Consider the following 25,979-nt stretch of genomic DNA (forward strand, 5'->3'; position numbering starts at 1 on the left):
GAAACCGATCAAGTGGCCACCGCCATGCACGAGATGACGGCCACCGTGCAGGAAGTCGCGCGCAACGCCGAAGAAGCCTCCCTGGCCGCAGCCGCCGCTGATGGTGAAGCCCGCGAAGGCGATAAAGTGGTCAACGAAGCCATCGCCCAGATCGAACGCCTGGCCACTGAAGTGGCGCGTTCCACCGAAGCCATGAGTGTGCTGCAACAGGAAAGCGACAAGATCGGCAGCGTCATGGACGTGATCAAGGCCGTCGCCGAACAGACCAACCTGCTGGCCCTCAACGCCGCCATTGAAGCCGCGCGCGCCGGTGAAGCCGGTCGTGGTTTTGCGGTGGTGGCCGACGAAGTCCGTGGCCTGGCCCAGCGCACACAGAAGTCCACCGAAGAAATCGAAGGCCTGGTGGCCGGTCTGCAGAATGGCACCCAACAAGTGTCGACCGTGATGAACAACAGCCGCGCCCTGACCGACAGCAGCGTGGCCTTGACCCGCAAGGCTGGCACGTCGCTGGAAAACATCACCCGCACGGTGTCCAACATCCAGTCGATGAACCAGCAGATCGCTGCCGCCGCCGAGCAACAAAGCGCCGTGGCCGAAGAAATCAGCCGCAGCATCATCAACGTGCGCGACGTGTCGGAGCAAACCGCCGCCGCCAGCGATGAAACGGCCAAGTCCAGTGTTGAGCTGGCGCGGTTGGGGAATCAGTTGCAGATGATGGTCAGTCACTTCAGGGTTTAAAGCACCGCCGCTCTCCAGCCCCGCAGAAGCCCTTTAAATAAAGGGCTTCGTCATTTTTACGGAGCATTTATCCGTCCGTAACGCTCACGGCTGATTTGGAGGAACTGATGAAGCTTTTTACAGGCAGATCGCGTTGGTAAACACCAACCGGTTGCCGAACGGATCACTGATGGTCATGTCCTGGCTTCCCCAGGGCATGGCCTGGATCTGCGGGTGCGAAAACGGATACGCCTTCGCCAGCAGTTGCTGCTGGAAGGCCTCGAGCTCATCGGTCTCGATGCGCAGGGCCGAACCCGGCGTGCCGTCGCCATGGTGCTCGGACAGGTGCAGCACGCATTCGCCACGGGAGACTTGCAGGTACAGCGGGGAATTCGGCTCGAAGCGATGCTGCCAGTCGACCGTGAACCCCAGAAAGTCGACGTAGAATTCCAATGCCTTGGCCTCGTCGAAAATCCGCAGGATCGGGGTGGTTTTGCCGAAGCTCATTGGGTTGCTCCCTGACTGAAAAGACACCCGTTGAAGTTGGGCTGGATGTCAGCGCTTCGGCTTGGCGCTGACATTCTTTAATCGCAATGTGCCATCACTGTGACGTATTTCTCGGAATCACTACTGAAACCCGTCACGCAAATCCCCTTCCCGCGCCAGAAACCGCCCTTCCCGTTTCCCGTTCGCTTGGCCATCGCTGTAACTCAACACGCCGTTGACCCATACACCTTCAATCCCCTCGGCCGCCTGTTGCGGGTCACTGAAGTCCGCCACGTCGCGAATGCTCAGCGGATCGAACAACACCAGGTCCGCCCAATGCCCTTCACGAATCTCACCCCTTTGTTTCAAGCCAAAACGTGCCGCCGACAATCCGGTCATTTTGTGTACGGCGGTATGCAGCGGAAACAGGCCGACGTCGCGACTGAAATGTCCAAGCACACGTGGGAAAGCGCCCCACAAGCGCGGATGCGGGAACGGATCTTCCGGCAATCCGTCGGACCCCACCATCGACAAGGGATGGGCGAGGATTCTTCGCACATCGGCCTCGTCCATGCCGTAGTACACCGCGCCGGCCGGTTGCAGACGGCGTGCAGCGTCAAGCAACGGCACGTTCCATTCGGCGGCGATGTCCATCAAGTCGCGGCCGCCCAATTCCGGGTGCGGCGTGGACCAGGTGATGGTGATGCGATGGGCGTCGGTGACTTGCTTGAGGTCCAGGGTCGAAGAACTCGCCGCGTAGGGATAACAATCGCAGCCCACCGGGTGAGTTTTCGCCGCTTCCTCAAGCGAGGCCAGCAATTGCGGACTGCGCCCCCAGTTACCGGCCCCCGCGCATTTGAGGTGGGAAATGATCACCGGGGATTTCGCATGCCGGCCGATCTGGAACGCCTCGTCCATCGCCTCCAGCACCGGTTCGAATTCACTGCGCAAATGGGTGGTGTACACGGCGCCGAACGCCGTCAGCTCTTCAGTCAGTTGCATCACTTCGTCGGTGGACGCCGAGAACGCGCTGGCGTAGGCCAGACCGGTGGATAACCCCAAGGCGCCCGCCTCAAGACTTTCACGCAACTGCTCGCGCATCGCGCTGATTTCATCAGGCGTGGCGGTGCGAAACAGGTCGTCGAGATGGTTGCTGCGCAACGCGGTGTGGCCCACCAATGCGGCGACGTTCAGCGTGGTGTTCGCCGCTTCGACCGCTGCGCGGTAAGCGCTGAACGTCGGATAAACGAAGGATGCCGAGGTGCCGAGCAGGTTCATCGGATCGGGCGGATCGCCACGCAGGCTCACCGGTGACGCGCTGATCCCGCAGTTGCCGACAATCACCGTGGTCACGCCTTGGCTGAGCTTGGGCAGCATCTGCGGCTGGCGGATCACCACCGTGTCGTCATGGGTGTGCACGTCGATAAAACCCGGCGCCAGCACGCGGCCGGCAGCGTCGATTTCCTCGCGGGCGGTCGCCTCATGCAAGTCGCCGATGCGCGCGATGCGGCCGTTCTGAATCGCCACATCGGCGGGGTAACCGGGGCTGTTGCTGCCATCGATGACCAAGGCGTTGCGGATCAGCGTGTCGTACATCATGTCAGTCTCCCAGCGGCAAACGATCGTCGCCGCCGCGGTAATCGTCCAGGGCGAGTTTGATCCGCCGCAGACGTTCTTGATTGTCTTCAGGGTTGGCCAGCGCGAGCTCGGTGGCAAGCACGTCGATGGCCAGCAGCATGCCGTAGCGCGCCGCCGTCGGTTTGTAGATAAACGAGGTTTCGACGCCTTGCAGCGGCAGCAGCACATCGGCCAATTGCGCCAGCGGTGAGTCGGCCCGGGTGATGGCGATAATCCGTGCACCGTAGTTGCGGGCCAGTTCGACCGCGTCGATGAGTTCGGGGGTGATGCCGGTCAGCGAGCAGGCAATGACCGCGCGTTCGGCATCAAGGCTGGCGGCGGTGACGCGCATCATCACCGGGTCGTGGCACGCCGCAATCGGGTAGCCAAATCGCACCAGCCGCACTTGCAGCTCATCGCTGCACAAGGTTGAACAACCGCCCAGGCCGAATGCATGAATCATCCGCGCCTTGCCCAGCAGTTTCACGGCATCGGCGAACCGCGACTCGTCGAACGCCGACAGATGCTGACGCAGGGTCGACTCGATATCGCCGACGATCTGCCCATAGAACGCCGACTGATCCGGCGTCCCCGCCGGGTCAAGGAAGCGGCTGCCGACGCCGCTGGCCTGGGCCAGTTGCAGGCGCAGATCACGCAGGTCGCGACAGCCCACCGTGCGGGCAAACCGCGACAGCGTGGCGGTGCTGACCTCCGCCCTCTGCGCCAGCTCATCGAGGCTGGCGGCCGAGGCAAAGCCGACGTCGTTGAGCATCAGCCGCGCGATGCGTCCTTCACCGGCGCTGAAGGAATCCTGGCGGGCGCGGATCTGGTAGAGGATGTCCATGGCAGGCGGCTCCGGTTAGATCAGGTAAGAAAGACCCACGGTCAGCGCGAAAGCCACCACCGAAATAATGGTTTCAAGCACCGTCCAGGTCTTGAAGGTCTGGGCAACGGTCATGTTGAAGTATTCCTTGATCAACCAGAAGCCGCCGTCGTTGACGTGGGAAAAAATCACCGACCCGGCGCCGGTCGCCAGCACCAGCAACTCGGGGTGCGGATACCCCAGACCGATGGCCACCGGTGCGACGATGCCTGACGCAGTGGTCATCGCCACCGTGGCGGAACCGGTGGCGATCCTCATCAACGCCGCAAACAGCCAGCCCATGATCAGCGGCGACAGGTGAAATTCGTCGGCCAGGCTGACGATCTGATCGGTGACTCCGGCGTCCACCAGGATCCGGTTCAAGCCACCGCCGGCGCCGACCAGCAAAGTGATGCTGGCGGTTGGCGCCAGGCATTCGTTGGTGAACTTGAGGATCGATTCGCGGCTGAAGCCCTGGGCAATGCCGAGGGTCCAGAAACTCAGCAACGTCGCCAGCAGCAGCGCGATCACCGAGTTGCCGATGAACAGCAGGAACTGGTTGAAACCGCTGCCCGGCGTGGAAATCAGGTTGGCCCAGCCACCGATCAGCATCAGCACCACCGGCAACAGAATGGTCGCCATGGTGATGCCGAACCCCGGCAGGCTGTCGCGCGGTTCACGGTCGAGGAACTGGCGTTCCAGCGGGTTCTCCGCCGGCAGTTGAATGCGCGGCACGATGAACTTGGCGTACAAGGGACCGGCGATGATTGCGGTCGGAATGCCGATCAGAATCGCGTACATCAAGGTCTGTCCGACCGACGCCCCATACACCTGCACCGCCAGCATCGCGGCCGGGTGCGGCGGCACCAGCGCATGCACCACCGACAAGCCAGCGACCATCGGCAAACCGACCATCAGAATTGAAACGCCCACGCGCCGCGCCACGGTAAAAGCGATCGGCACCAGCAATACAAAACCGACCTCGAAGAACAGCGGCAGCCCTACCAGAAAGGCGATGCAAACCATCGCCCAGTGCGCGTTCTTTTCGCCAAAACGGTCGATCAAGGTCCGCGCCACCTGCTCCGCGCCGCCCGACTCGGCCATCATCTTGCCGAGCATCGTGCCCAGCGCCACCACCAGTGCAATGTGCCCCAGGGTCTTGCCGACCCCGGCCTCGTAAGCGCCGACCACCCCGGACGGCGGCATGCCGGCCATCAGCGCGAGGCCGATGGAGACCAAGGTGATGACGATGAACGGATTGAGTCGGTAGCGGGCGATCAGAACGATCAGGGCAATGATGGCGATGGCGGCATACACCAGCAGCCAATAGCCGAAGGACAGGGTCATGCGGTACTCCTCGAAAGGGTCACGTCGAATGGATTGTGAAACTCTTAAATCATTTCGAGGCGTGACATTCAAACGAGGTGAAAGTTATTTTCGTGCAGAGGTAAGGGATGTCGCGCAGAGGTATGCCAGGTCGGTGGATATGAAAATCAGGCAGGCGGATTTACATCGCGCCTGCGTTGATTTCAGTCGTGATTCACGCGGGCACGTTTGAGCAGCTTCTTGCAGCGCTCGGACAAATGCAGCACCCGCAGATGCTTGCCGGCCTTGGCGTAGCGTTCACGCAAAGTCTTCAGCGCGGCGATGGCCGAATAGTCGACAAAACTCAGGTGGCGGCAGTCGATGGTCACGACAGGCGGATCGTTGGCGGGGTCGAACTGAGTGAGAAACGGCGTAGTCGAGGCGAAGAACAACGTGCCATGCAGGTGGTACAACTTGCTGCCATCGCTCTCGAGATGAGCATCGGCATACAGCTCGCGCGCCTGCTGCCAGGCAAAGTTGAGCGCCGCGATGATGATCCCGCACAACACGGCAGTGGCCAGGTCGGTGAACACGGTGATGACCGTGACCGCCACAATCACCAACACATCGTTCAGCGGCACCTTGTTCACCACCCGCAACGACGCCCAGGCGAACGTTTGCTGCGACACAACAAACATCACGCCGACCAGCGCGGCCAACGGGATGCGCTCGATCAGCGGCGACAGAAACAGAATGAACAGCAGAATCAGCACCCCGGCCACCACCCCGGACAGCCGGCCACGACCACCGGAACTGAGGTTGATGACGGTCTGACCGATCATCGCGCAGCCACCCATGCCGCCAAAAAAACCCGAGACCATATTGGCCGCGCCCAACGCCACGCACTCGCGATCAGGGAAGCCACGGCTTTCGGTGATCTCATCGGTGAGGTTCAGGGTCAGCAGGGTTTCCAGCAGGCCGACCAGCGCCATCAAGATCGCGTAGGGGGCGATGATGCGCAGGGTGTCCAGGCTCCAGGGAATGTCTGGCAGCGCGAACGTCGGCAAGCCGCCGGCGATGTGCGCCATGTCGCCCAAGGTGCGCGTCGGCAGGCCGAGCAGATACACCGCCAGCCCGACACTCAGGATCGCCACCAGCGCCGGCGGCACGGCACGCGTCAGGCGCGGCAGCAGGTAAACGATCGCCATCGTCAACACCACCAACCCGGTCATCAGGTACAACGGCGTGCCACTGAGCCAGGTTTCGCCATCCTTGAAGTGTTCGAGTTGCGCCAGCGCAATGATGATCGCCAAGCCGTTGACGAACCCAAGCATCACCGGGTGCGGCACCATGCGCACCAGTTTGCCAAGCCTCAGCAGCCCAAACGCCAGCATGATCAGGCCACCGAGCAACACGGTCGCGAGCAGATACTGCACGCCGTGTTGCACCACCAGCGCGACGATCACCACCGCCATCGAACCCGCCGCACCGGACACCATCCCCGGCCGCCCGCCGAAAAGCGCGGTCAGGGTGCAAATGATGAACGCGCCGTAAAGCCCCATCAGCGGATTGAGGTGGGCCACCAACGCGAAGGCAATGCATTCGGGGAGCAGGGCGAAAGAAGTGGTGAGTCCGGCCAGGACATCGGCGCGCAGACGTTTTGGTTTCATGGAGGATCGAACACGACAGGGAGAGAGGGTGCGGATGTTACGGAATCGGGGGCGACCCGGCCAGTTGTCGGGTTGCTGAAAACGCAATCGCGAGCAGGCTCGCTCCCACAGTGGATGTCCGTTACACACAAAATCTGTGTCCAATGAAGATCAAACTGTGGGAGCGAGCCTGCTCGCGATTGCAGCGACGCGGTCTAAAGCGAACTCAAACCATCTCGTCCCGAATCCATTCAACCACCGACGTCCGTTTCGGCTCCCAGCCCAGCAATTCACGCGCATGCTTGCCGCGCACCCGGCTGTTGGAGCCCAGGCCATAGTTGGCCATTTCATAACCCCATTCGGCTTCGGCGTCCTTCAACGGCCAGTCTTGCGCCTCGCCCAGTTTCAGCGCTTCAGCCATCGCCGTGGTCATGTCGATGAAGGACGCTTCACCGCTTTCGACGAAGTAGAACGTGCCCGGGACGTTTTTGGTCAGTGCCAGCAGATACAGGGACACCACGTCTTCGATGTGTACGTTGGACCAGATGTTCTGACCCGTACCGACATGTCGGACCACACCGCTTTTACGCGCCTGTTTGAGCAAGCGCGGCAATTGCACGCTGTCGCGATTGACGCCCAGGCTGTGGCCGTAAATCAGGGTGTTGCAGATCACGGCCGAGTTCACGCCGTCTTTCGCCGCGGCGAGGATCAGGTTGTCGATGGCCACGCGGGCAGCCTTGTCGACGGTCGGTTCCGGCAGGTTGTCTTCGAAGTAGATGACGTCACTGGCTTTACCGCCGGAGGCATCGCCGACGATGCTCGAACCGCTGGTGTGCAGGAACACTTTGTGGGAGCCGCGCAACGCATTGAGCAAGGCTTCCACCGCGCCACGATGGTCGCTGCTGGCAGCGTTGATCACGGCATCGGCGGCGCGGGCCTGTTCAGCCAGTAGTGCGCTGTCGTCAAGAGTGCCGATCACCGGGATGATACCGATTGCGCTCAATTCAGTGGCTTGGTCGGCGTTGCGAACCAGGCCGGTGACTTTATGGCCCGCACGGACAAGACCGGTGGCAATGGAGCCGCCGATGAAACCAGCAGCGCCGGTAACGAATACGTTCATGGAGAAACTCCCTGCGTGAATAAGTGATGCATTGAGTATCGAGGACCGTCCCGTGGTGAAACAGACCCGCTGACCCAAATCACTCTTGCGCAGGGATCACGAATCAGCCTGTGAAGTTCGCATTCGCATAAGCCGCCAACTTGCCCTGAATGAAGTCCAGGAAGCATTGAATGCGCAGGGCCAGTTGCGAGTTGCGGTAGTACACCGCGTTGATCGGCTGGCGATAGCCGCTGTTGAAGTCCGCCAGCAGCACCTGCAAGCGACCGGCACGAATGTCGTCGATCGTCATGAAGTGCGACAGACAGGCAATGCCCTGGCCTTCCAGCGCCAGGTGCCGGATCGTCTCGCCGCTGGAGGCGCTGATCGATGCCTGAATCGGCCAGCGATCACCGTGCACGTACCGTAGCGGCCACTGGTTGAGGCCCTCGTTCTGGGTAAAGCCCAGCAACGCATGCCCGGCCAGGTCTGCAACCGCCGTTGGCGTGCCGTGTTGCTCAAGGTACGCCGGGCTGGCGAGGATGTGCAGCGGGCTGCAACCCAGTGAGCGTGCGTGCAGGGTTGAATCGGCCAGTGCGCCGATGCGGATGGCGATATCAGTGCTTTGTTCGAGCAAGTCGATGATCAGGTCGTTGCTGTTGAGTTCGAGCTGAATGTCGGGGTAGAGGCGGCGGAACTCGTCGATGTACGGCACGATGGCGTGCAGCATGAACGGCGAGGCGGCGTTGATCCGCAGACGCCCGGACGGGGTTTGCTGGCGTGAGGTCAGGCGTTCTTCGAGCTCGTCCATCTGATCGAGAATCAGCTTGGCGTGCTCGAAGAAATACTTGCCCTCCTCCGTCAGGTCCATGCGCCGCGTGGTGCGGTTGATCAGCGTGGTATCGAGCTTGGCCTCCAGCCGCGACAGCGTGCGGCTGACCGCCGAAGGCGTCTGCCCAACCTGTTCGGCCGCCGCGGAAATCGACCCGCACTCAATCACGCAGACGAAAATCTGCAACTCATCGGATCTGGCTTTCACGGACGCCCCTCATCGATCAATTCAGCGCCGGCCTCTGTAGGAGCCTGGCTTGCCGGCGAAGGCGTCCGCTAAAACGCCTTCGCCGGCAAGCCTGGCTCCTACAGGTTCTGGCTTCAGGTATCGATAGTAACCGAGCTCACGCCTTGAGGCCGAACACCTCGGTCAGGTGCTGTTCATAGCGCGCCACATCAGCCTCGATATTCGGACGCTTCATCACATCGACCGCCAGGAACGTCGGCAAACCGCTCATGCCGAGAAATTCGTTGGCCTTGTGAAACGGGAAGTACACCGCGTCCACGCCTTTGCCTTCGAAGAAGTCGGTCGGGTCGTCAAAGGCTTGCTGCGGTGCGTTCCAGGTCAGCGACAACATGTATTGCTTGCCGTGCACCAAACCGCCGCTGCCGTATTTTTGCGAGGCGTCGGAACGGGTGCGGCCGTCGCTGGCGTAGAGGCTGCCATGGCCTTCAGTGAAGACTTCGTCGATGTACTTCTTCACCGTCCACGGTGCGCCCATCCACCAACCGGGCATTTGATAAATGATCACGTCGGCCCAGAGAAATTTGGCGACTTCTTCAGCAACGTCGTAGCCCTCGTCGATGAAGGTGGCTTTTACATCGATGCCGCCGCGATCCAGCACGCTCAACGCGGCTTCATGCAGGGTGGTGTTGTAGCGGCCATCGGAGTGGGCGAACTTTTTGCCGCCATTGAGCAACAGGACTTTTTTCATGAGAAATCTCGGAAGGTCAGGAATTCGATGGCAGCAGAGTAACGAGCTGCCTCGCGCGGAATAAGCGCTGAATTCGCAAAATACATTTGACCAATACGCACGAATAGACAGGGGATTATTGCCATAAACTTGCGCCGATTCTGAACTTGAGGAGATTTCTGATGAGTGAACTGCAAGGCTTCATCCTGCACGCCAAGACCCGCCCGGAAAAATCCGACGCCTTCGAAGCGTTTTTCAGCGGCTATGTAGAAGCAAGTCGCGCCGAGCCCGGCTGCATCGAGTACCACATGCTGCGCGACAAACAGGACCCGACCCTGTTTATCTTCTACGAGATCTGGCAGTCCCAGGCGCACCTCGACGTGCACTCGAACCTGCCGCACATGCAGCAGTTCCGCGACATGCGCATGGAATACCTGGAACGGGATTTTGATATCCGCGCCATCGAGATGCTTAGCCCGTCCTCCGCTACCCGTTGATTAGCAAATGGCCGCCGAGCACACCGAGGCCGATGAAGAACACGCGCTTGAACAGCACGGCGCTGATCCGCTGACGCAGCCATTGGCCGAGCAACATGCCGAGCACTGCCGGGATCAACGCCAGCAACGACGCACTCAGTTCACCACCGCCAAGGGCGCCGCGCCATAACAGGCCGGCGGCCAGGGCGAGGGTCGAGACGGTGAACGACAGGCCCAGGGCTTGCACCAGTTCATCCTTGCTCAAACCCAGTGCTTGCAGATACGGCACCGCCGGAATCACGAAGACGCCGGTGGCCGAGGTGATGACGCCCGTCACAACTCCACACAGCGGACCAAGCCAGCGTTCGCTCTGCCCCCCCACGCGCAAGGCCGGCAGGAATAGACCGCTCAGTGCATAGAGCATCAGCGCCCCGCCCAACGCCCGCACCACCCACTGACCACCGGCCATGCCGATCCACACCGTGCCGGCCCCAGTGCCGATGAAGATCGCCAGGAGCATCGGCCACAACCGTTTGATCAAACCGAGCAAATGCCCACCGAATGCCAGTTGCCAGACATTGGTGAGGGTTGCCGGGATGATCAGCAGCGCGGCAGCCTGTGACGGGGCCATAGCCAGACCGAGCAGGCCCATGGCGATGGTGGGTAATCCGAGGCCGATCACGCCTTTGATCATGCCGGCCAGCAGGAATGTGGCGATCACCAGCAAGGAAAGGGTCAGACCGAGGTTTTGATAGAACGCAGAGAGAGTATTCATGGGGCCATGGTGAGCCTGGATTGGCGGGTTGAAAATCTGCCATATACTGAGGCAGCCTCTTGCCTGACAAGAGGCTGACAACTGCGTCGTTACGACTGACGCCTTCGCGAGCAGGCTCGCCCCCACAGTTAAAACGCATTTCCCAATGTCGGAGCGAGCCGGCTCGCGAAAGCGCCCTTCCAGGCAACACATATTTAGAGGTTGCTGCCATGCACTTCGACCTGACCGACCTGCGCCTCTACCTGAACATCCTCGACACTGGCAACATCACCGCCGGTGCCGCCCGCAGCCACTTATCCCTGGCAGCGGCCAGCGCCCGAATCCGGGCCATGGAATCCTCCCTCGGCATCGACTTCCTGGAGCGTGGCCGGCGCGGTGTCACACCCACCCCGGCCGGCAAAGCCCTGGCGAAACACGCCCGTGCCCTGCTGCAACAAGCCGAGCGCCTGCAACAGGATCTGGCCGAATACGCCAAGGGCGTCAAAGGTCAGGTGCGATTGCTGTGCAACACCACCGCGATCACCGAATACCTGCCGGAGTTGCTCGCCGACTTTCTGCGCGAGCATCCGAACCTCGACATCGACCTTCAAGAATTGCCCAGCGCCCGCATCACCCATGCGTTGCGCCAAGGGGCGGCAGACCTCGGCATCGTGTCCGACGCGGTGGACACCGATGACCTGCACACCCGGCCGTTTCGCGATGACCCGCTGGTGTTGATTCTGCCTCCTGATCATCCCTTGGCCGACCAGCCATCATTGACCTTCGCCGACACCTTGAACCACGACTATGTGGCCCTGGGCGCCAGCAGTGCCTTGGCCATCCACGTGGAAGAACAGGCCCTGCACATTGGCCAGCGCATGCCGATCCGCATTCGTGCCGACGGCTTCGACGGGGTCATTCGCATGGTTGCACGCGGCGCAGGACTGGCCATCGTGCCGCGGGTGGCCATCGAGCGCTGGCCACAGGTACAAGGGGTCACGACCCGCGCTCTTCCCGAAGACTGGGCCAACCGCACCCTGAAAATCTGTGCCCGTGACGTCGACAGCCTGCCCGGTTACGCCCGGGCCTTGCTGGAGGCACTGACGCCGGGAACGCCTTGACTCTACCGTAAGGGGCAGACTCTATGCTGCGGGCTTCATTTCAGGAGTACACGCGATGAGCAAACGAATGCTCGTGATTCTGGGCCACCCCTCCACCGACAGTTTCTGCGGGGCGCTGAGCGAAACTTACGTCCAGGCCGCCAAGGATGCCGGACATGACGTGCGCCTGCTGCGTCTGGATGCGCTGGACTTTGATCCGGTCTTGCACCACGGCTACAACACTATCCAGCCGCTGGAGCCGGACCTGTTGCAAGCCCAGGCCGATATCACCTGGGCCGAACACCTGACGTTCGTTTATCCGATCTGGTGGGGCGGCATACCGGCGTTGATGAAGGGCTTTCTCGACCGCATTTTCCTGCCCGGTTTTGCTTTCAAATACCGTGAGGGCAAGGCCTTCCCCGACAAACTGCTCAAGGGCCGGACCGCGCATCTGCTGGTGACCATGGACACGCCGCCCTGGTATTACAAATGGGTCTATCGCATGCCCGGTCTGCACCAGATGCGCAAGACGACCCTGGAGTTCTGCGGCATCAAGCCGTTGAAGACCCTGACTTTCGGGCCGATCCTGGGTTCGAAGTCGACCCAGCGTGACGCCTGGCTCGAACAGGCCCGGGTTACCGCCGGTAGCTGACGCACCCTTCGCTGCCTGCTGACGGCGCACCCTCGCCGTCAGTCCGTCCTCACGTTCCCTCTCAAGCGGTCGTTCGTCGGCTGTGCGCGTCATTTACACGCCGCTGCAACCATTGAATGTTATTCACTATATTATTCGCTCCGATCAGGCATGAGGTCTGGTCGCGCTACGCCCTGTTTGATCATCGAGACGGATCTTTATGTATATCGGCAAAGCCGCCCAGCTGTCGGGCACCACAGTCAAAAGCATTCGCCATTACGAAGAAATCGGCCTATTGCCCGAGCCCAAGCGTGAAGGCAAATACCGTATCTACAGCCAGCAGAGTGTCGAGGTGTTGACGTTCATCAAGTGCGCCCAGCAACTGGGTTTCAAGCTCAAAGAGCTGCGGTTGATGTTGAACAACTACCAAGGTGACGAATTCCCGTGGGACATGGCGCAAAAAGCGATCGCCGAAAAAAAGGCCGAGCTGGTCTCCCAGATCGGCGCTCTACAGCAACTGCACAACGGCCTCGAAGAATTCGAAAACAACCTCAACGATGCCCGAGATGAATGTCAGTTCGAGCGTATCGCCCGCTATGGCGAAAAAAACCCGGGCAATACGCTGAACTGACTACCCTGCTGCGCAGGATGATCACTCGCATGTCACTGGCGCGCCTGCGCTGCCGGTCATCAGGTCAGATCAAGGCGGGTTTCCCTGCGGCTCGATCTTTTTCCGGCAGCGGCGCCACCGGAACAATCGCGGCGAAGAACCACGGCGCCACCAGCGTCACCAGCAGAATGGTCATGACACCGCTGGAAAACAGCGCCATCGCTACCAGTGCGCCCAAATCGACAATCGGCTTGAAGTCGGAAAACAGCAGCGCCATGAATCCCACGGAGAAAATCACCACGTTGACCACGGTCGAACGGCCGACGCTGTGCATCGCCTGCAAAATGGCCGCGTCGATATGAATGCCTTGCTGCACCAACAGTTTGATCCGTGACAGCAGGTGCACCGCGTAATCGACCACACCCACCACCAGGAAGGTCACCAGCGTCGTACCGATGTTCAGCTCGATGCCGAACAGGAACATGAAGCCATAGACTGTCACCGAGGTGGTCAACAGGGTCAGCATGCCGAGTACGCCCAACCGTACCGACTTGAGCCAATACATCATCATCAGCGTGACCACCAGCAACGCCAGGGAAAAACTCAAGACCTGGCCCTGGGTGATTTCCTGCAACACGCCGGTCCAGATCAACGGCGTGCCGGCGTGCGTCACTTCGAGATTGGCCGGTTTGTTCACCAGCAACCAGGCATCGAGCTGATCCAGCATGGCCTGGTAGTCGCTGGCCACCGACGACGTCATGGTGTACAGCGTCAACGCCTTGGAATAGTCGGCGTTGAGCACGTTATTGAGGTCCGAGCCGCCGCCGTTCTCGAACAGCATTACGTGTTGCTCGATCAGTGAATTGCCCGGCACCTCGAACCGCTCGACCTGCCCCTCATCATTGACCGACGTCACCTGCTCCAGCGCCTGGGGCACGCGCAAGTAGTCGGGGTTCATGTCGTTGAGCACCAGGTTCATACGCTTGACGTAAGTCGCCAGGGAATAGCCGTAACTGACGTGCGGTTGCTGCTTGATGAAGTGGTCGAGCTTGTCGATGAACTGCACCACTTCAGTGGTCAGCACGCCGCGCGGCTCTTTGCTGTCGATGGCGATCCAGCCCGGTGCCGTGCCCGCGACCCCGGCTTGGTTGATGAACTCGTCCGAAACGCGAATATGACTCTCGGGCTTGAAGTAGGCGATGCCCGAGTCTTCGATATCGACGCGAAAGGTGAACACCGTCATCAAGATCAGCAAGGGCAGCGTCACGATCAAGATCGGTTTGCGCCACTGGATCAACCGCGCGCAGAACGCCACCAGATAACGCGAAATGATCGATTCCTTGTGCACGGCAGCGAGTGTTTTCGGAGTCTGGTCCTTGCCCCAGATCGAAATCCAGGCCGGAATCAGCAACAGTGAAATAATCAGCGCCGCCGTCAGGCCGATGGACATGAATACGCCGAAATTGCGGATGCTGACGATGTTGTTGGTCGTGGAAATCATGAAGGTGGCGATGGTGGTCACCGTCGTCAACACCACCGGCACCACCATCAGCCGTTGCGTCTCGCGATTGGCTTCACGGTTACTTTTACCGGCGTTTTTCTGCTCGTAATACTCGGCCATCACATGGATCGCATCCGAGCAGCAAATGGTGAACAGAAACACCGGCAGGACACTGGTCAGCAAGTCGAACGGCACCCGCAACAAAGCCATCAGGCCCAGTGTCCAGATGGTGCAGAACAGAATATTGAACAGCGGCAACAGCACGCCCAGCGGTTTGCGGAAGAAGAAAATCAACAGCAGGGTGATCAGCAAAAAGACAATCGGAAACAGCACCGCCAGGTCATGGTCGATGATCTCCTGCTGGGCCGCGATGAAGATCGGCATGCCGGCAATGAAGATCTCATCCTTGAACTCCGGGTGCGCTGCCTGATAGTCCGCCACAATGCCGCGCACGATCTGGTAGGCGCGCAGTTGCGCCTGGGCGTCGTCTTGCTTGGTGCCCAGCTCGGCCACCAGCATCGCGACTTTCTTGTCCTTGGAGACGACCCCGTCGACCATCAGCTCGTTGCCCATGATCTGCGACTCGACCAGCGCCGGGTCCATGTCGTAGGCGTTGAGGGTCTTGTGGATCAGCAACTCGCCATCGCCGGTCAGCACGATGTTTTCCAGGTCGCCCATCGACGCCATTTCACGGATCGGGTTGATTCGCTCGGCGAGAAAAGTCAGGAACAGCTGATCATGGGCATCCCAGTTCTGGCTCTGGGCGTAATCACGCAGGGCCTTGGCCTGGGCGTAGTCGTTCTGGGAAAAACCGTTCTCCAGAATGTCCCGCGCCAGCAACTGTGCACGACTGTCGTCTGGGTGCTTCGCAACGATTTGCGTCAACTGTTCCTTGTCGGCGTCGTTGGCCAGGATCATCTTGCGCACCGATTGCGACATCGAAAACAGTGCGTTGAGGGTCGGCTTGTTGAACACCGTCTGCGGGTTGTTGATTGCCACCATCACCGAGTCAAACGTGCCGGTGAATTCGCTTTGCAAGTCGATGATGGTCTTGCGCGCCGGATGGCTTTCCTTGAGCAAGTAAGGGTTGGTGTCGGAGATCAGCGAGCCCAGCGTATAGGTGAAATACGCCGTGACCGCCACCAGCAGGAAAACGATCGCCCGCGCATAGCGCTCGACGAAGTTCAGGTATCTTTCCATGATCATGCGTTCCAGGGTCGTCGGGATCGGTGCTTAGCGGGCAGACACGGCAAAGTCCGGCACGTCGCCGGTTTTCAGCCCGCGCTTGATGGCGGTCTGGGTGAACAAACGGTCTTCCAGTTGCACGTTGTATTGCAGGTGGTTGAAGCGCATCTCTGAACGCGTGCCGTCGATGAAGTGTTCGGTTTCGCTCAACACGATGCTGTCGATCGAGTCGATGGTGTCGACCTTTTGCGTGCGCATCTGCTTGACCAGCACGCCTTTGACGTCGAAGAAATCCTGACGCATGACCAGGAAATTCTGCTTGTCGATCCACACTTTCAGCTTGTTGTAGCCAGTCTTGGCCAGCACCTCGGGCGACGCCGGTTCACGCTCGATCACGTAGCAGTCGCGGCCCTTGACCTGCTCTTCGCCGACCAGCGTCTGGGTGTAATCCTTGACCCGGATCTTGTCCAGGTCGGCGTAGGAGTACTCGCTGCCCATGAACGAGCCGCGCTTGTCGGTGGTGGAGATCCGCCGCGTCTGGCGGCTGACCGGCAAGTACATCCACTGGCTGTCTTCCTGGCCCAGGGTTTCATGGGGGTTTTCGATATGAAAAGCCACGTCGCGCACGTCAGTGGGGGCGGAGAAATACATGCTGAATTTGTCGCTGTCCGGGTAATCCTTTTGCAGGTAAGTGAACTCGCGAACCCGGGTATTGCCCTTTTTGTCGTGGAGGATCAGCGACACTTGGGACATGAAGCTTTTGCCGTCGTTTCGATCCCGCACCTGGCGGATGATTTCATCGGCATTCTTGCCGTCCGCGGCGGTAGCGCAAGCGCCGCTCAGGATCAATGCGGCGGCGGTCAGACTTTTGAATAGCGGCAACATGGGAACTTCCCTTTTCGTCAGATGAATATGGTCGAGCCCATGCGCCAGGGGCACGCAGGCGTCACAGGGTTAAAACAGGTAACCGGCGGACAGCCGCACTTGGTCGCGGTTGTCGTACTCGCCGAAGGGCTTGTCGGGCTTGCCGAAGAACACATCCACTTCCAGCCCGAGCTTGATCCAGTCCACCGGTTTGTAAGTGAAGATGCCTTGCAACAGCGCATCGTCGTTAAACGGTGGCGAGGCGGCGACCACCAGCCGGCTCTTGAGTCGGTCCTGCCAATGGGTGCCCTCGGCGGATAAGGTGAACAGGTGCTCGCGCTTGTCTTGCAGCATGCCGTCCTGCCAGTCGAGCAATTGCTGTTGCTGCCACTGCACGGAAATCAGCCAGTCACGCAGCAAGTAGTCGACGCCCAGCAACGACTTGACCATCGAGGTGCTGTCGGCGCCGTAAGCGCGGGTCGGATTGGTCACCCGCCAGTTGTCGAACCAGGCAATTTCGCTGCGCACCACGATGCTGTGACCGGCGTCGATCGCCAGCCCCGCGCCGCCCATGGTGTAACGGGGAAACTGGCGTTCCAGTCGCGTGCGGCCGTCATCGGCCAGGCCTTCGACGGCGTACACCGGGTCCTGCTGGCGCGCGTTCAGTGCGACGAAACTGGTGTCCACCGAACCGATGCGGCCGTTGGCGCTCAGGCCATACGAAAAGCCCTTGTCACCGTCGTAGCCGGGCTTGGAATCGAGCAGGAAATACTGAGGATCCGGCGCGGCAAACAGCGGCGCGTCGAACTCGCTGCCTGCCACCGGCGGCTGGTTTTTCACAAAGTCGGTGACCCACAGCGCCTCCAGTTCCCACTCGCCCACCGGTTGCGCAAACCGCACCATGGGCACCGCGATCCGGCTGTCTTCCAGTAGCGGAGTCAGGCCATCGCGATAGTCCACCGGGTTGATCTGGTCGAGCACCCGCAACTCATCGGCACGGCCCCAGACCACTTGCTGCCAGCCGACAGTCACCTCGCCGTCACCCACCGACTGGCCCCAGTACAAATGCCGCCAGTCGGCGTCGAAGCGGTATTTGTCCCGCGCCCGTTCGCTGTACGGATTGTTGCCGTCGTAGCGGGCGTCGTAACGCACCCGGCCCTTGGCCTTGTAGTAACCACCGTCCCAGTTGTCTTCCAGGTTGGCCTTGAAATACATGGCCTTCTGGGTGATCTGGTCGTCACCGTGCAGGCGCAACGCGGTGGCGACGCCGACCTCGGCGTCGGCGTAATCCGGCTTGAGGTCGTCGACCGTCAATTCAGCCAGCGCCGGCGGCGCGACCATGCAGGCCAATACCGCCCACGCGGCACGGTTAATGTGTGATCCCGGCATGGTTACATTCCCAACCCGACACCGCCGTCGATCACCAGGCTCTGCGCAGTCACCCCGCCCGCTTCGGGGCTGGCCAGGTAACGCACCATCGCCGCGACTTCTTCGCTTTGAATGAAGCGGCGCATCGGCAGTTTTTTCTTGGCGTTGCGCAGGATCTGTTCCTGGGTCAGCCCGGCAATGGCCGCTTGCGCCGCCAGTTCACCTTGCAGCATGGGCGTATCGATCCATGCGGGCAGAATCGCGTTGACGGTGATCAACCGTGGTGCCAGGTCCAGCGCCAGGGCTTTGGTCATGCCGACGATGCCGTGCTTGGAAGCGCAGTACGCGGTGTTGCGGACCTTGCCGGCGCGGCCGAGGATCGACGACATGTTGATGATCCGCCCGCGGTCCGGCATCAACGGCAGGCACAAAGAAGTGACGTAGAACGTACCGTTGAGGTTGACCGAAATCACCTTGTGCCAGTTGTGCAAATCTTCCGGTTCGTTCTCGTTGCAGATACCGGCGCTGTTGACCAGCACATCGACGTAGTCCACCTGTTTGGCGAGCATTTTGAAGAAGGCTTCCATGCCCTCCAGGTCGGCAATGTTCGCCGAATGGGTTTCGACACGGGCCTTGATCTGCCCGTGTTGCTCGTCGACCCAGCGTTGCAGTTCCGGTAAATCCAGATCCAGCAGGATCAAGCGGTGCCCGGCGTCGGCGGCAAAATTCTCTGCCACCGCCCGGCCGATGCCTTTGGCGGCACCGGTAATCAGAATGGTCCGGCTCATGGCATCTTCAACCCGCCGTTGACCGGCAGGACCTCACCCGTCAGGTACAAACCGCGATCGGCGATGTACAGCACCGCCTCGGCTATCTCATGAGGTTCGGCGTAACGCTTGATCAGCAACCGTGACTGGATTTCCTGTTCCTGACTGCCGATCAGCGCCGTGCTCATTTCGGTGTTGACGATGCCCGGCGCCACCGCATTCACCCGAATGTTGCGCGGCGCCAGTTCCACTGCCAGGGCACGGGTCAGCGCTTCGACACCGCCCTTGGCCGCGGCATAGTTGCTTTGCCCCTTGCCGGGTTTCTGCGCTGCCACCGAGCTGATGTTGACGATGCAACCGCTGCGCTGGCGCATCATGCCCGGCACCACTTGCTGACAGCAGAGCAAGGTGCCGATCAGGTTGGTCTGGATCACCTCGACGATGTCGCGGCTCGGCATCGTCGCCAGCAACCCGTCACGGGTGATGCCAGCGTTGTTGACCAGCAGATCGACGCGCTGGAAATGCTCGTCGACCCGTTCGAAAAAGCCTTTGATGCTGTCGCCGCTGCTGACATCGCATTGCAGCGCCAGGCACTCGAGGCCCAGTGCCTGAACCTCGTCACGCAAGGACATGGCGGCCACTTCGTCGCGTACATAACTGAATGCGATCTGATAGCCCGCGCCGGCCAGGGCCAGGACAATCGCCCGGCCGATACCACGACTGCCACCGGTCACCACTGCTACTTTATTCGGCATGACCGTTCCTTAGAGTGAGTTGTCAGTCTTGAACTGCGCGAGGCTGAAGCCGTGGGTCGCGGCCAGGGCACGAATCTGCTGCACTTGCTCGCGGCTGATATCGCCGTAGGAGTAGTGCTGTTTCATCCCGGACAACCCCATCAACACCGACTCCGCCATGCAGGCATACAACTGGCCTTCCTTGAGGTAGGCGCGCACGTTACGAATCAGGCCATCGCCCAACGGTGTCTGGACAATCCCGCCGTGCATGTACAACACGTCGGCCCGTTGCCCGGAGAGGTTCTGATCGACGTTCAGCGGCACCGCGATGTCGCAGATCACGCTGTTTTCGGCGAAGTGATCGGCACCGAGAAACGGTTGAGGGGCATTCGCCGCACAGAGCACGATGCGCGCCTGCTTCAGCACCTCAAGGTCATTGCTGACCGTGATGAACGCATTCGCACCCAGGTGCTCTTCGACCAGACGCTGCACTCGCAAACCGAGGTCGGCGCCAGCACCGTGGGCCTGTAACAACGCGTCGATGCCGTCGAGTTTCTGCAAGCGGCTGGCGAGGCGGTCGTGCTCGGCGACACCTTTGAGAATCGCGCGGGCGGCCTCGGCGTAAATCAGCTGGGCGGTCTTCTCCAGGCGCCGCAGTGAGCCGTCGCGACCGCTGCCGATGAGGATCAGGTGTTCGACACTGGTGGACAGCAACGATGCGTAAGTCGAAGCAATGTTGCCCGCCGCACCGACCACCGCCGCCGTCTGTTGGCTCAGTTCCAGGCCTTGCTGCTTGCAACCTTGCTCGATCGCTTCCAGGCCCATGCCGATGGTCAGCGCATTGCCGGAAGTCAGCGCCATGTCGGGGATTTTCAGCGCCTGACAGTTGTTGGTGACGATCGAGGTGTACATGCCCAGACCGGCCACACTGTAGCCATCCGCCCGGGCATCACGGATGCGATTACTGACTTCGTCGCGGATGGTGTCCAGGTCGCCACTGGCGATGTACGCAGCCATGGCATCGGAGTCCATGCACAACGGGTACAGGGTGAATTCCACGGCGGTGCCGAGTTTCGAACGAATCAGCACCGGGCCGATTGGCGCAGCACGCCGCTCCGGGGCCATACGCTTGATGAACTCGCGCTTCTGTTCGGCGCTGAGGGTCGACAGCGACGGGTCAACATCACTGAGCATGTCGGAATCGATCAGGTGATTGATGAACGCCACGCGCGCCACCACGCGAACGTTCTCGTCAGGCTTTGGGAGGTTTTCAGGTTCCTTGAAGCTCACCTCGCGGGCCGGTACTTCGGGGATGCTGTCGGCACACACCCCGGCCGCCAGCGGGAAGGCATCGCGTCGACGCAGCATGTCGCAGACCTTTTGCAACGAGCCGATCAAGCCGTCGATTTCCTCGAAGGTGATGCACACCGGCGGCTCCAGGCGAATCACGTTGGCGTTGCTGCCCGACGGCGCGACCCGCAGCGATTCGAATTGCAGCAGGTAGCCGGCAATGATGTAACCCAGCGCATCGTTGTACTGCGCCGACGCCTGCACCAGCGAACTGGTGCCGGTCAGGTCGTGCAATTCGAACCCCAGCAGCAACCCTCGACCACGCACGTCGGCAATCACGTCCGGGTACGCGGCTTTGAGTTCGAGCAATGACGACTTGAGGTATTCGCCTTTCCTGTTCACCTCCTTGAGCATCGCGCTGTCGTTGGCAAACAAGCGGCGCAATGCCGACAGGGCGATATGGCACGAGGCATCGTCTTCGGCGAAGGTCGAGCTGTGGATGTAGCTGAAATCGTTTTCGTAGTGGCTGGCACGGATGACCGTCGCGGCAATTTTCATCAGGCCACCGCCCAACGCTTTGGACAGGCAGTAGTAATCGCCCTGCAAGTTGAAATGGCTGGCGCCGAGCAAAGTGCCGGTGCGGCCGAAACCCGATTGCACTTCGTCGATGATCAGCGGGCATTGCTGCTCGTTGCACAGGCGACGCAGGCCCAGGTAGAACTCGTTGGCGAACTCGTTGATGCCGCCCTCGCCCTGGATCGGTTCGAGCAACACCGCCGTGATCGCGCTGAAAGCGTCACGACGTACCTGCAAGGTCTCGCCGCTCCACTCAAGGCTGAGCCAATGCCGCGTGTGGCGGGCCGGCAAATCCAAGAGCTGCTGGGGTTGCTGCGGATCGATGAACTCGACGTTAAGGCCAAAACGGGCGAACGGCTGACGGTACTGTTTGCCGTACGTCAGCTGGACGGTGTTCACCAGTTTGCCGTGAAAGCTGCCGCGAAGGGCGACGAATACCGGCTCGACATGCAACTGCGCGAGGTTGTGTTGACGCACCGCTTCCACCACTTGGCGCACGGTCACGTAAGACAGATTTTCCGGCAGCAATCCGACGGGCAGGTCGAGGTCATCAACGTCCAGTTCGACATAGGCCTTGTCGCTGGCGGTCAGGTTGGCCAGGGCGAAATCCCGTTCGTCGAACTGCTTCTGCAAGGTTTTCTGACGGCGGTATTCGGCATGCTTGACGGCGATTTCCACCGACTCGGCGCCACTGTTGGAGAAGGTCGAAATGTAGCGCTCGTTGTTGTTCAACTCCCGATTGAACGCCTCGCTGAGTTCGCGGCCCAGCATACCGGCGGCGCCACGCACGGACATCTGCGCATTGAACGGCACATCGGCGCGCAACAGGCCGCAGAGTTGGTCGACGAACTGCGGATCATTGTGGCCAAACAACGCCGCACCATAACCGCCCAGAAAGTCGGTGACGGTCACCTCTGCGCCTTGTTTGTCGAGGTAAAACAGCTTGCTGCCCAGCGCCCGGTGGAACTGGCATTCCAGGCCCAGGGCCTGCATCAATTCAACGAATTTAGGTCGTACGTAATCGCGGTAATCCATAAAAGTCATATCCCTTGATCAGAAAATAGAAGCGATTCATTACGTTCAAAACGGCTGACCGGCCGCCTGATAGTCGAGCTGGTAACAGGCGCTGAAACCGTTGTCGTCACGGTTGATGATCAGGCAGTCGCGCAGCACCGCGTCCCGGCCCTCACCGAGCACAAACGGCAGCTGCGGTTCCACCGGTTGCTGCAACCCGATGATCGGCGGCACACGCTGGGCCTGCAGTGCATGACGGGACAGAATCAGGTCGACCAGGCTCGGCGCGCCGCTGAGAATGCCGGTCACCGGCACGCTACTGGTGATATGCGAGGCACCGGCGCGGGCCAGCGTCCGTGCCAGGTCGGTGTCCTTGTGCGGATCGCCACTGGCGCTGCTGACCAGCAGATCGACCTGTTTGTCCGGCAGGTTCAACGCCCCCAGTCGTGGATGGGCGGTGAGTCCCGACAGGCAGGTCTGCGGCCCATCCGGTAGATCGTCGGCCCGGCGCAAAATCAATGCCGCCGCGCCTTCACCGGCAATCCCACCCGTGCCTTGGCGATCGAATGCACGCAAGGTTTGCGAACCGTCGGTGCTGATCACGCCAGCCTCGGCCAGTGCGGCCAGCGCCAACGGATCGAGTTCACTGCCGGCACCGACCACAATCGCCGCATCGATACGACCGCTTTGCAACGCCGCGCATGCCTCGCGCAACGCCGCCAGATTGCCGGCCACGCCTTGCATGTAGGCGTTGCATTCGCACTCCAGTTTCAGCGCCAGACTGACAACCCCGAGCAAGCCGTTGCTCAGGCTCTTGAGCACCAGGAACGGGTCGAGCGCGCGCTCCCGCAACACCCGTTGAGCAAGGCGCCGCATGTCGGCACCGGACTCATCGCGGCACTCGTGGAGCAACTCGCCATAGGCCGCCAACGACGGATGGGTATAACCGCCCTGGCAGCAATAGAGGCCGTAGCGCAGCTCGTCATTGCCTGGTTCAAGCCCGGCTTCGACCAACGCCTGACGCACCGCGCTGACGCCCCAGATCACGGCCGGCGGGCAGTAACGCTGGAGGTTCTGGGCCACGTCCTGGCGACTGGTTTGATGGTCTTCATCACTGACATGCCCGAACGCCGTCACGCGCTCACTGTGGAACAGTTTCGACTGCAGCAAAGCGATACCGCTGCGGGCTTCACTGGCCGCTGACCAAAAGCGTTGCACGCCCCAGCCGCTGGGTAATACGCAACCGCTGCCGGCGATGGCAACGCGCACAGTAGCGCCCGTCATTGTCCGTGCTCCCGATATTTGCCCAAGGCCAGCGAAGTGTTGAGGCCGCCAAAACCGAAGGAGTTGCTCAAGGCAAAATCCACCCGGCGGCTGACCGCTTGTCCGGCGCAATAGTCCAGGTCGCATTGCTCATCGACCTCATGCAGGTTCACTGTCGGCGTGACCAGATCGTTCAGGCACGCCAGCGCGGTGACCATGCATTCGGGTGCGCCAGCAGCGGCAATCAAATGCCCGAACTGCGACTTGTTGGCGCTGATGGCCAGTGACCGGTAGTGCTTGTGCTCGGCGAACACACTTTTGATCGCCAGGGTTTCGGCGACGTCATTGAGCGGCGTCGAGGTGCCGTGGGCGTTGATCAGATCGATCTGTTGCGCACGCAGGCCAGCGTCGTCCAGCGCGGCTTGCATCGCCAGCGCCGCGCCCCGACCTTCGGGTTGCGGGGCGGTGACTTTGTAGGCGTCCAGGCTGCTGCCGAAACCGAGCACTTCGGCATACGGCGTCGCTCCTCGTGCCAACGCATGCTCAAGGCTTTCCAGTACCAAGAAACCACCGCCCTCGCCGGCAATCAGGCCACTGCGATCACGGTCGAATGGCCGGCACAAATCGACACCCCAGCGCTGTTCGCTCGATGCCGCGCCGAGCAGGTACAGCGCGGCCATGGTGTCGAGGTTCAGCACCGAATCGGCGCCGCCGGCAATCGCCACGTTCACTTCACCGCGACGAATCATCTGAAAAGCATTGCCGATGGCCTGGGAGGCTCCGGCGCAGGCGCTACTGATATTGATCACCGGGCCTTCGCAACCCAAACCGTCGGCAATCACCCGAGCCAGTCGATCATTGCTCTGACGCAGCGAGCCCTCGGTACTGACCTGCCCGGCGCGGGGCATCAGGTGTTGCCAGCCCGGGGTGCAGCCATCCGGTGCCTGGGTCAACAGCATGTCGGCCAGCATGTGTTGGGGCGCGCCCGAAGCGCAGAGCACGGCGGCTTCACGTAGCTGTTCAGGAGCAAGTCCGCTGTCTTTCACCGCTTGGGTGGCGGCCACCCAGCCAAAACGGCTGCGTTTTTCCAATGCAACGGTCCAGGCCGGGTGGTCCTGCAGGGCCTCAGGCAACAGGCTCATATCCACGGCCGCGGCGTAGCGCACCGGGAACGTGCCGTCTTCCACCCCGTCGGGCTGCCATGGACGCACGCAATGTTCGGCGCCAAGCATTTTTTCCCAGAGGGTCTGCCATTCGAAACCGAACCCGGTCACGGCGCCCATGCCGGTAATCACAATCCGTGTCGCACTCATGTGTGCTTCTCCATGGTTTCACTGGCCAGCAGCAAGGCTCCCCAATGACCGGCGCGGCTATGGCTGACCAAAAGCGTATAGCCCGGTGTCGCCGAAGCGTTGTGGGTAAGGTGCAAGGCCAGCGCGATTTCGGTCAGCAAGGCGCTGGCGCCAAGATCGCCGGTCATGGCATGAGTGCTGCGAACGTCCTGCGGTCGGTCGGCGAACAGGCTCATCAGTTGCGCATCCTCGGGGTTGGCGACGATTTGCTGGACGTCACCGAGGCACAGTTTTTCCAGGCTCAGTGCCTGGTCGATCACCCGCCGGGCAACCGCTACGCCCCGTTGCGGATCAGCGCTGTAACCCCGGGCGAACCCGGCAATGCGCAAGGCCTTCGGGTTGGTGCGCGAAGGCGTCGAGCCGAGCAGCAGTGCCGCGGCGCCTTCGCCATAAGTCGGCTCGTCTGCCTGATAGGGTTCACGCAGATACAGGGCGGGCGTCAGGTTCGGACTGCTGCTGACCACCAGCGCCGCTTCGGCACGTTGCTCGACAATTTGCTGGCAGGCTTCGATCAAGGCATCGAGCCCGGCGTTTTCCTGGGAACAGAACCCACCCATCGGCCCGTGGCATTGCAACGCTTCGGCCACGTAGGCCATCACGCTGCTGTTGAGCAGCGTCAGGGCATGCAGCGGCGGTGTATTGGCCAACAGTTGCGCCAGTGGCTTTTGCGGTTGCTCGCCGATCGCTTGCACCGCGTCCCAGCAAGGGCTTGGCGCGTCGACTTCTGGAATGGCCGCCGTCAGGGCAATCCGTGCCGGAGGCAGTTGCAGGGCCGCCAGCGCGGGCGCCAGGCGCGCCGTGCAATGCAAAAGCCGCAGGCCTTGAGGTTCGACGCTACGCTGGATTTTGCGGTCGAACAGATCGCTGGCCAGACGCGGTGTCGGCAGCGGGTATGCCCGTCGCGTCGCGTCAAATGCCAGCGGTTGCGGCGAAGGTGGCGTTCCGAGCAGGTCGGCACATTCGCTGCCGGCGGCGTTCAGCACGGCGGCAGAATGGATGAAAACGGCAATGCTCATG

23 protein-coding genes are annotated in these 25,979 nt (G+C 61.1%); 5 read left to right on the top strand and 18 right to left on the bottom strand.

The features are described 5' to 3' along the window. Positions 1 to 33: 33 nt before the first annotated feature. On the top strand, positions 34 to 738 hold the full coding sequence (locus tag AB4N91_RS23115; protein WP_420802916.1) for a methyl-accepting chemotaxis protein: 705 nt from the start codon (positions 34 to 36) through the stop codon (positions 736 to 738). A gap of 117 nt (positions 739 to 855) precedes the next feature. Here the strand turns inward: AB4N91_RS23115 and AB4N91_RS23120 are convergent, their stop codons facing one another. From AB4N91_RS23120 to AB4N91_RS23155, 8 genes are all read right to left on the bottom strand, one after another. Next, positions 856 to 1,224, bottom strand: a complete 369-nt coding sequence (locus AB4N91_RS23120; RefSeq protein WP_083375095.1) for a glyoxalase superfamily protein — start codon at positions 1,222 to 1,224, stop codon at positions 856 to 858. A 120-nt stretch (positions 1,225 to 1,344) separates the two neighbouring features. Then, positions 1,345 to 2,802, bottom strand: a complete 1,458-nt coding sequence (locus AB4N91_RS23125) for an N-acyl-D-amino-acid deacylase family protein (protein WP_154914008.1) — start codon at positions 2,800 to 2,802, stop codon at positions 1,345 to 1,347. A gap of 1 nt (position 2,803) precedes the next feature. Next, a complete protein-coding gene (locus tag AB4N91_RS23130) occupies positions 2,804 to 3,664 on the bottom strand; it encodes a MurR/RpiR family transcriptional regulator (protein ID WP_077747344.1) in 861 nt (286 codons plus the stop codon). 15 nt (positions 3,665 to 3,679) lie between these two features. Next, complete coding sequence (locus AB4N91_RS23135) at positions 3,680 to 5,029, bottom strand: GntT/GntP/DsdX family permease (RefSeq protein WP_154914010.1); 1,350 nt, start codon at positions 5,027 to 5,029, stop codon at positions 3,680 to 3,682. Between the two features lie 182 nt (positions 5,030 to 5,211). Then, complete coding sequence (locus AB4N91_RS23140; protein ID WP_154914012.1) at positions 5,212 to 6,657, bottom strand: SulP family inorganic anion transporter; 1,446 nt, start codon at positions 6,655 to 6,657, stop codon at positions 5,212 to 5,214. A 205-nt stretch (positions 6,658 to 6,862) separates the two neighbouring features. After that, entirely contained in the window at positions 6,863 to 7,756 is an 894-nt protein-coding gene (locus tag AB4N91_RS23145; RefSeq protein WP_010463710.1) for an NAD-dependent epimerase/dehydratase family protein, read from the bottom strand. Between the two features lie 103 nt (positions 7,757 to 7,859). Further along, the gene (locus tag AB4N91_RS23150; RefSeq protein ID WP_077747341.1) at positions 7,860 to 8,771 is read right to left on the bottom strand and encodes a LysR family transcriptional regulator; all 912 of its coding nucleotides are present in this window, start codon (positions 8,769 to 8,771) and stop codon (positions 7,860 to 7,862) included. A 136-nt stretch (positions 8,772 to 8,907) separates the two neighbouring features. Beyond that, positions 8,908 to 9,498 (bottom strand): NADPH:quinone oxidoreductase MdaB, encoded by a 591-nt coding sequence (locus tag AB4N91_RS23155; RefSeq protein ID WP_102595223.1) that lies wholly within the window; start codon positions 9,496 to 9,498, stop codon positions 8,908 to 8,910. A gap of 161 nt (positions 9,499 to 9,659) precedes the next feature. On the opposite strand from AB4N91_RS23155, the gene AB4N91_RS23160 reads away from it, so the two are divergent. Then, the gene (locus AB4N91_RS23160) at positions 9,660 to 9,974 is read left to right on the top strand and encodes a putative quinol monooxygenase (protein WP_077747340.1); all 315 of its coding nucleotides are present in this window, start codon (positions 9,660 to 9,662) and stop codon (positions 9,972 to 9,974) included. Here AB4N91_RS23160 and AB4N91_RS23165 read toward each other — a convergent pair. Then, the gene (locus AB4N91_RS23165) at positions 9,964 to 10,728 is read right to left on the bottom strand and encodes a sulfite exporter TauE/SafE family protein (protein WP_083375100.1); all 765 of its coding nucleotides are present in this window, start codon (positions 10,726 to 10,728) and stop codon (positions 9,964 to 9,966) included. The genes AB4N91_RS23160 and AB4N91_RS23165 overlap by 11 nt on opposite strands. Positions 10,729 to 10,937: 209 nt before the next feature. Between AB4N91_RS23165 and AB4N91_RS23170 the strand changes: the two genes are divergently transcribed. The 3 genes from AB4N91_RS23170 to AB4N91_RS23180 all read left to right on the top strand — a co-directional run bounded on the left by AB4N91_RS23170 (position 10,938) and on the right by AB4N91_RS23180 (position 13,069). Then, positions 10,938 to 11,828 (top strand): LysR family transcriptional regulator, encoded by an 891-nt coding sequence (locus AB4N91_RS23170; RefSeq protein WP_077747338.1) that lies wholly within the window; start codon positions 10,938 to 10,940, stop codon positions 11,826 to 11,828. A 55-nt stretch (positions 11,829 to 11,883) separates the two neighbouring features. Next, positions 11,884 to 12,459, top strand: a complete 576-nt coding sequence (locus AB4N91_RS23175) for an NAD(P)H-dependent oxidoreductase (protein ID WP_154914014.1) — start codon at positions 11,884 to 11,886, stop codon at positions 12,457 to 12,459. 199 nt (positions 12,460 to 12,658) lie between these two features. Beyond that, positions 12,659 to 13,069, top strand: a complete 411-nt coding sequence (locus AB4N91_RS23180; RefSeq protein WP_154914016.1) for a MerR family transcriptional regulator — start codon at positions 12,659 to 12,661, stop codon at positions 13,067 to 13,069. 64 nt (positions 13,070 to 13,133) lie between these two features. Here AB4N91_RS23180 and AB4N91_RS23185 read toward each other — a convergent pair whose 3' ends face one another. From AB4N91_RS23185 to AB4N91_RS23225, 9 genes are all read right to left on the bottom strand, one after another. Then, positions 13,134 to 15,749 carry an efflux RND transporter permease subunit gene (locus AB4N91_RS23185; RefSeq protein ID WP_411960406.1) on the bottom strand — a complete coding sequence of 872 codons (2,616 nt, stop codon included), beginning with the start codon at positions 15,747 to 15,749 and terminating at the stop codon, positions 13,134 to 13,136. Positions 15,750 to 15,782: 33 nt separating this feature from the next. Then, entirely contained in the window at positions 15,783 to 16,619 is an 837-nt protein-coding gene (locus tag AB4N91_RS23190; protein ID WP_010463723.1) for an outer membrane lipoprotein-sorting protein, read from the bottom strand. A gap of 69 nt (positions 16,620 to 16,688) precedes the next feature. Beyond that, positions 16,689 to 17,987: a DUF1302 domain-containing protein gene (locus tag AB4N91_RS23195; protein WP_010463724.1), complete on the bottom strand. Its 1,299-nt coding sequence runs from the start codon at positions 17,985 to 17,987 to the stop codon at positions 16,689 to 16,691. A 2-nt stretch (positions 17,988 to 17,989) separates the two neighbouring features. After that, a complete protein-coding gene (locus AB4N91_RS23200; RefSeq protein ID WP_010463725.1) occupies positions 17,990 to 18,754 on the bottom strand; it encodes an SDR family NAD(P)-dependent oxidoreductase in 765 nt (254 codons plus the stop codon). Continuing rightward, positions 18,751 to 19,488: a 3-oxoacyl-ACP reductase family protein gene (locus tag AB4N91_RS23205; RefSeq protein WP_010463726.1), complete on the bottom strand. Its 738-nt coding sequence runs from the start codon at positions 19,486 to 19,488 to the stop codon at positions 18,751 to 18,753. The genes AB4N91_RS23200 and AB4N91_RS23205 overlap by 4 nt, the downstream gene beginning before the upstream one ends. A 9-nt stretch (positions 19,489 to 19,497) precedes the next feature. Further along, on the bottom strand, positions 19,498 to 22,368 hold the full coding sequence (locus tag AB4N91_RS23210; protein ID WP_083375106.1) for an aminotransferase class III-fold pyridoxal phosphate-dependent enzyme: 2,871 nt from the start codon (positions 22,366 to 22,368) through the stop codon (positions 19,498 to 19,500). A 45-nt stretch (positions 22,369 to 22,413) separates the two neighbouring features. Further along, positions 22,414 to 23,631: a beta-ketoacyl synthase N-terminal-like domain-containing protein gene (locus AB4N91_RS23215; protein ID WP_083375107.1), complete on the bottom strand. Its 1,218-nt coding sequence runs from the start codon at positions 23,629 to 23,631 to the stop codon at positions 22,414 to 22,416. Beyond that, complete coding sequence (locus AB4N91_RS23220; RefSeq protein WP_083375108.1) at positions 23,628 to 24,923, bottom strand: beta-ketoacyl-[acyl-carrier-protein] synthase family protein; 1,296 nt, start codon at positions 24,921 to 24,923, stop codon at positions 23,628 to 23,630. The genes AB4N91_RS23215 and AB4N91_RS23220 overlap by 4 nt, the downstream gene beginning before the upstream one ends. Next, complete coding sequence (locus tag AB4N91_RS23225) at positions 24,920 to 25,978, bottom strand: beta-ketoacyl-[acyl-carrier-protein] synthase family protein (RefSeq protein WP_154914022.1); 1,059 nt, start codon at positions 25,976 to 25,978, stop codon at positions 24,920 to 24,922. Before AB4N91_RS23225 ends, AB4N91_RS23220 begins: the two co-directional genes overlap by 4 nt. Position 25,979 lies beyond the last annotated feature (1 nt).

This window comes from Pseudomonas sp. H3_D04 (assembly GCF_054669175.1).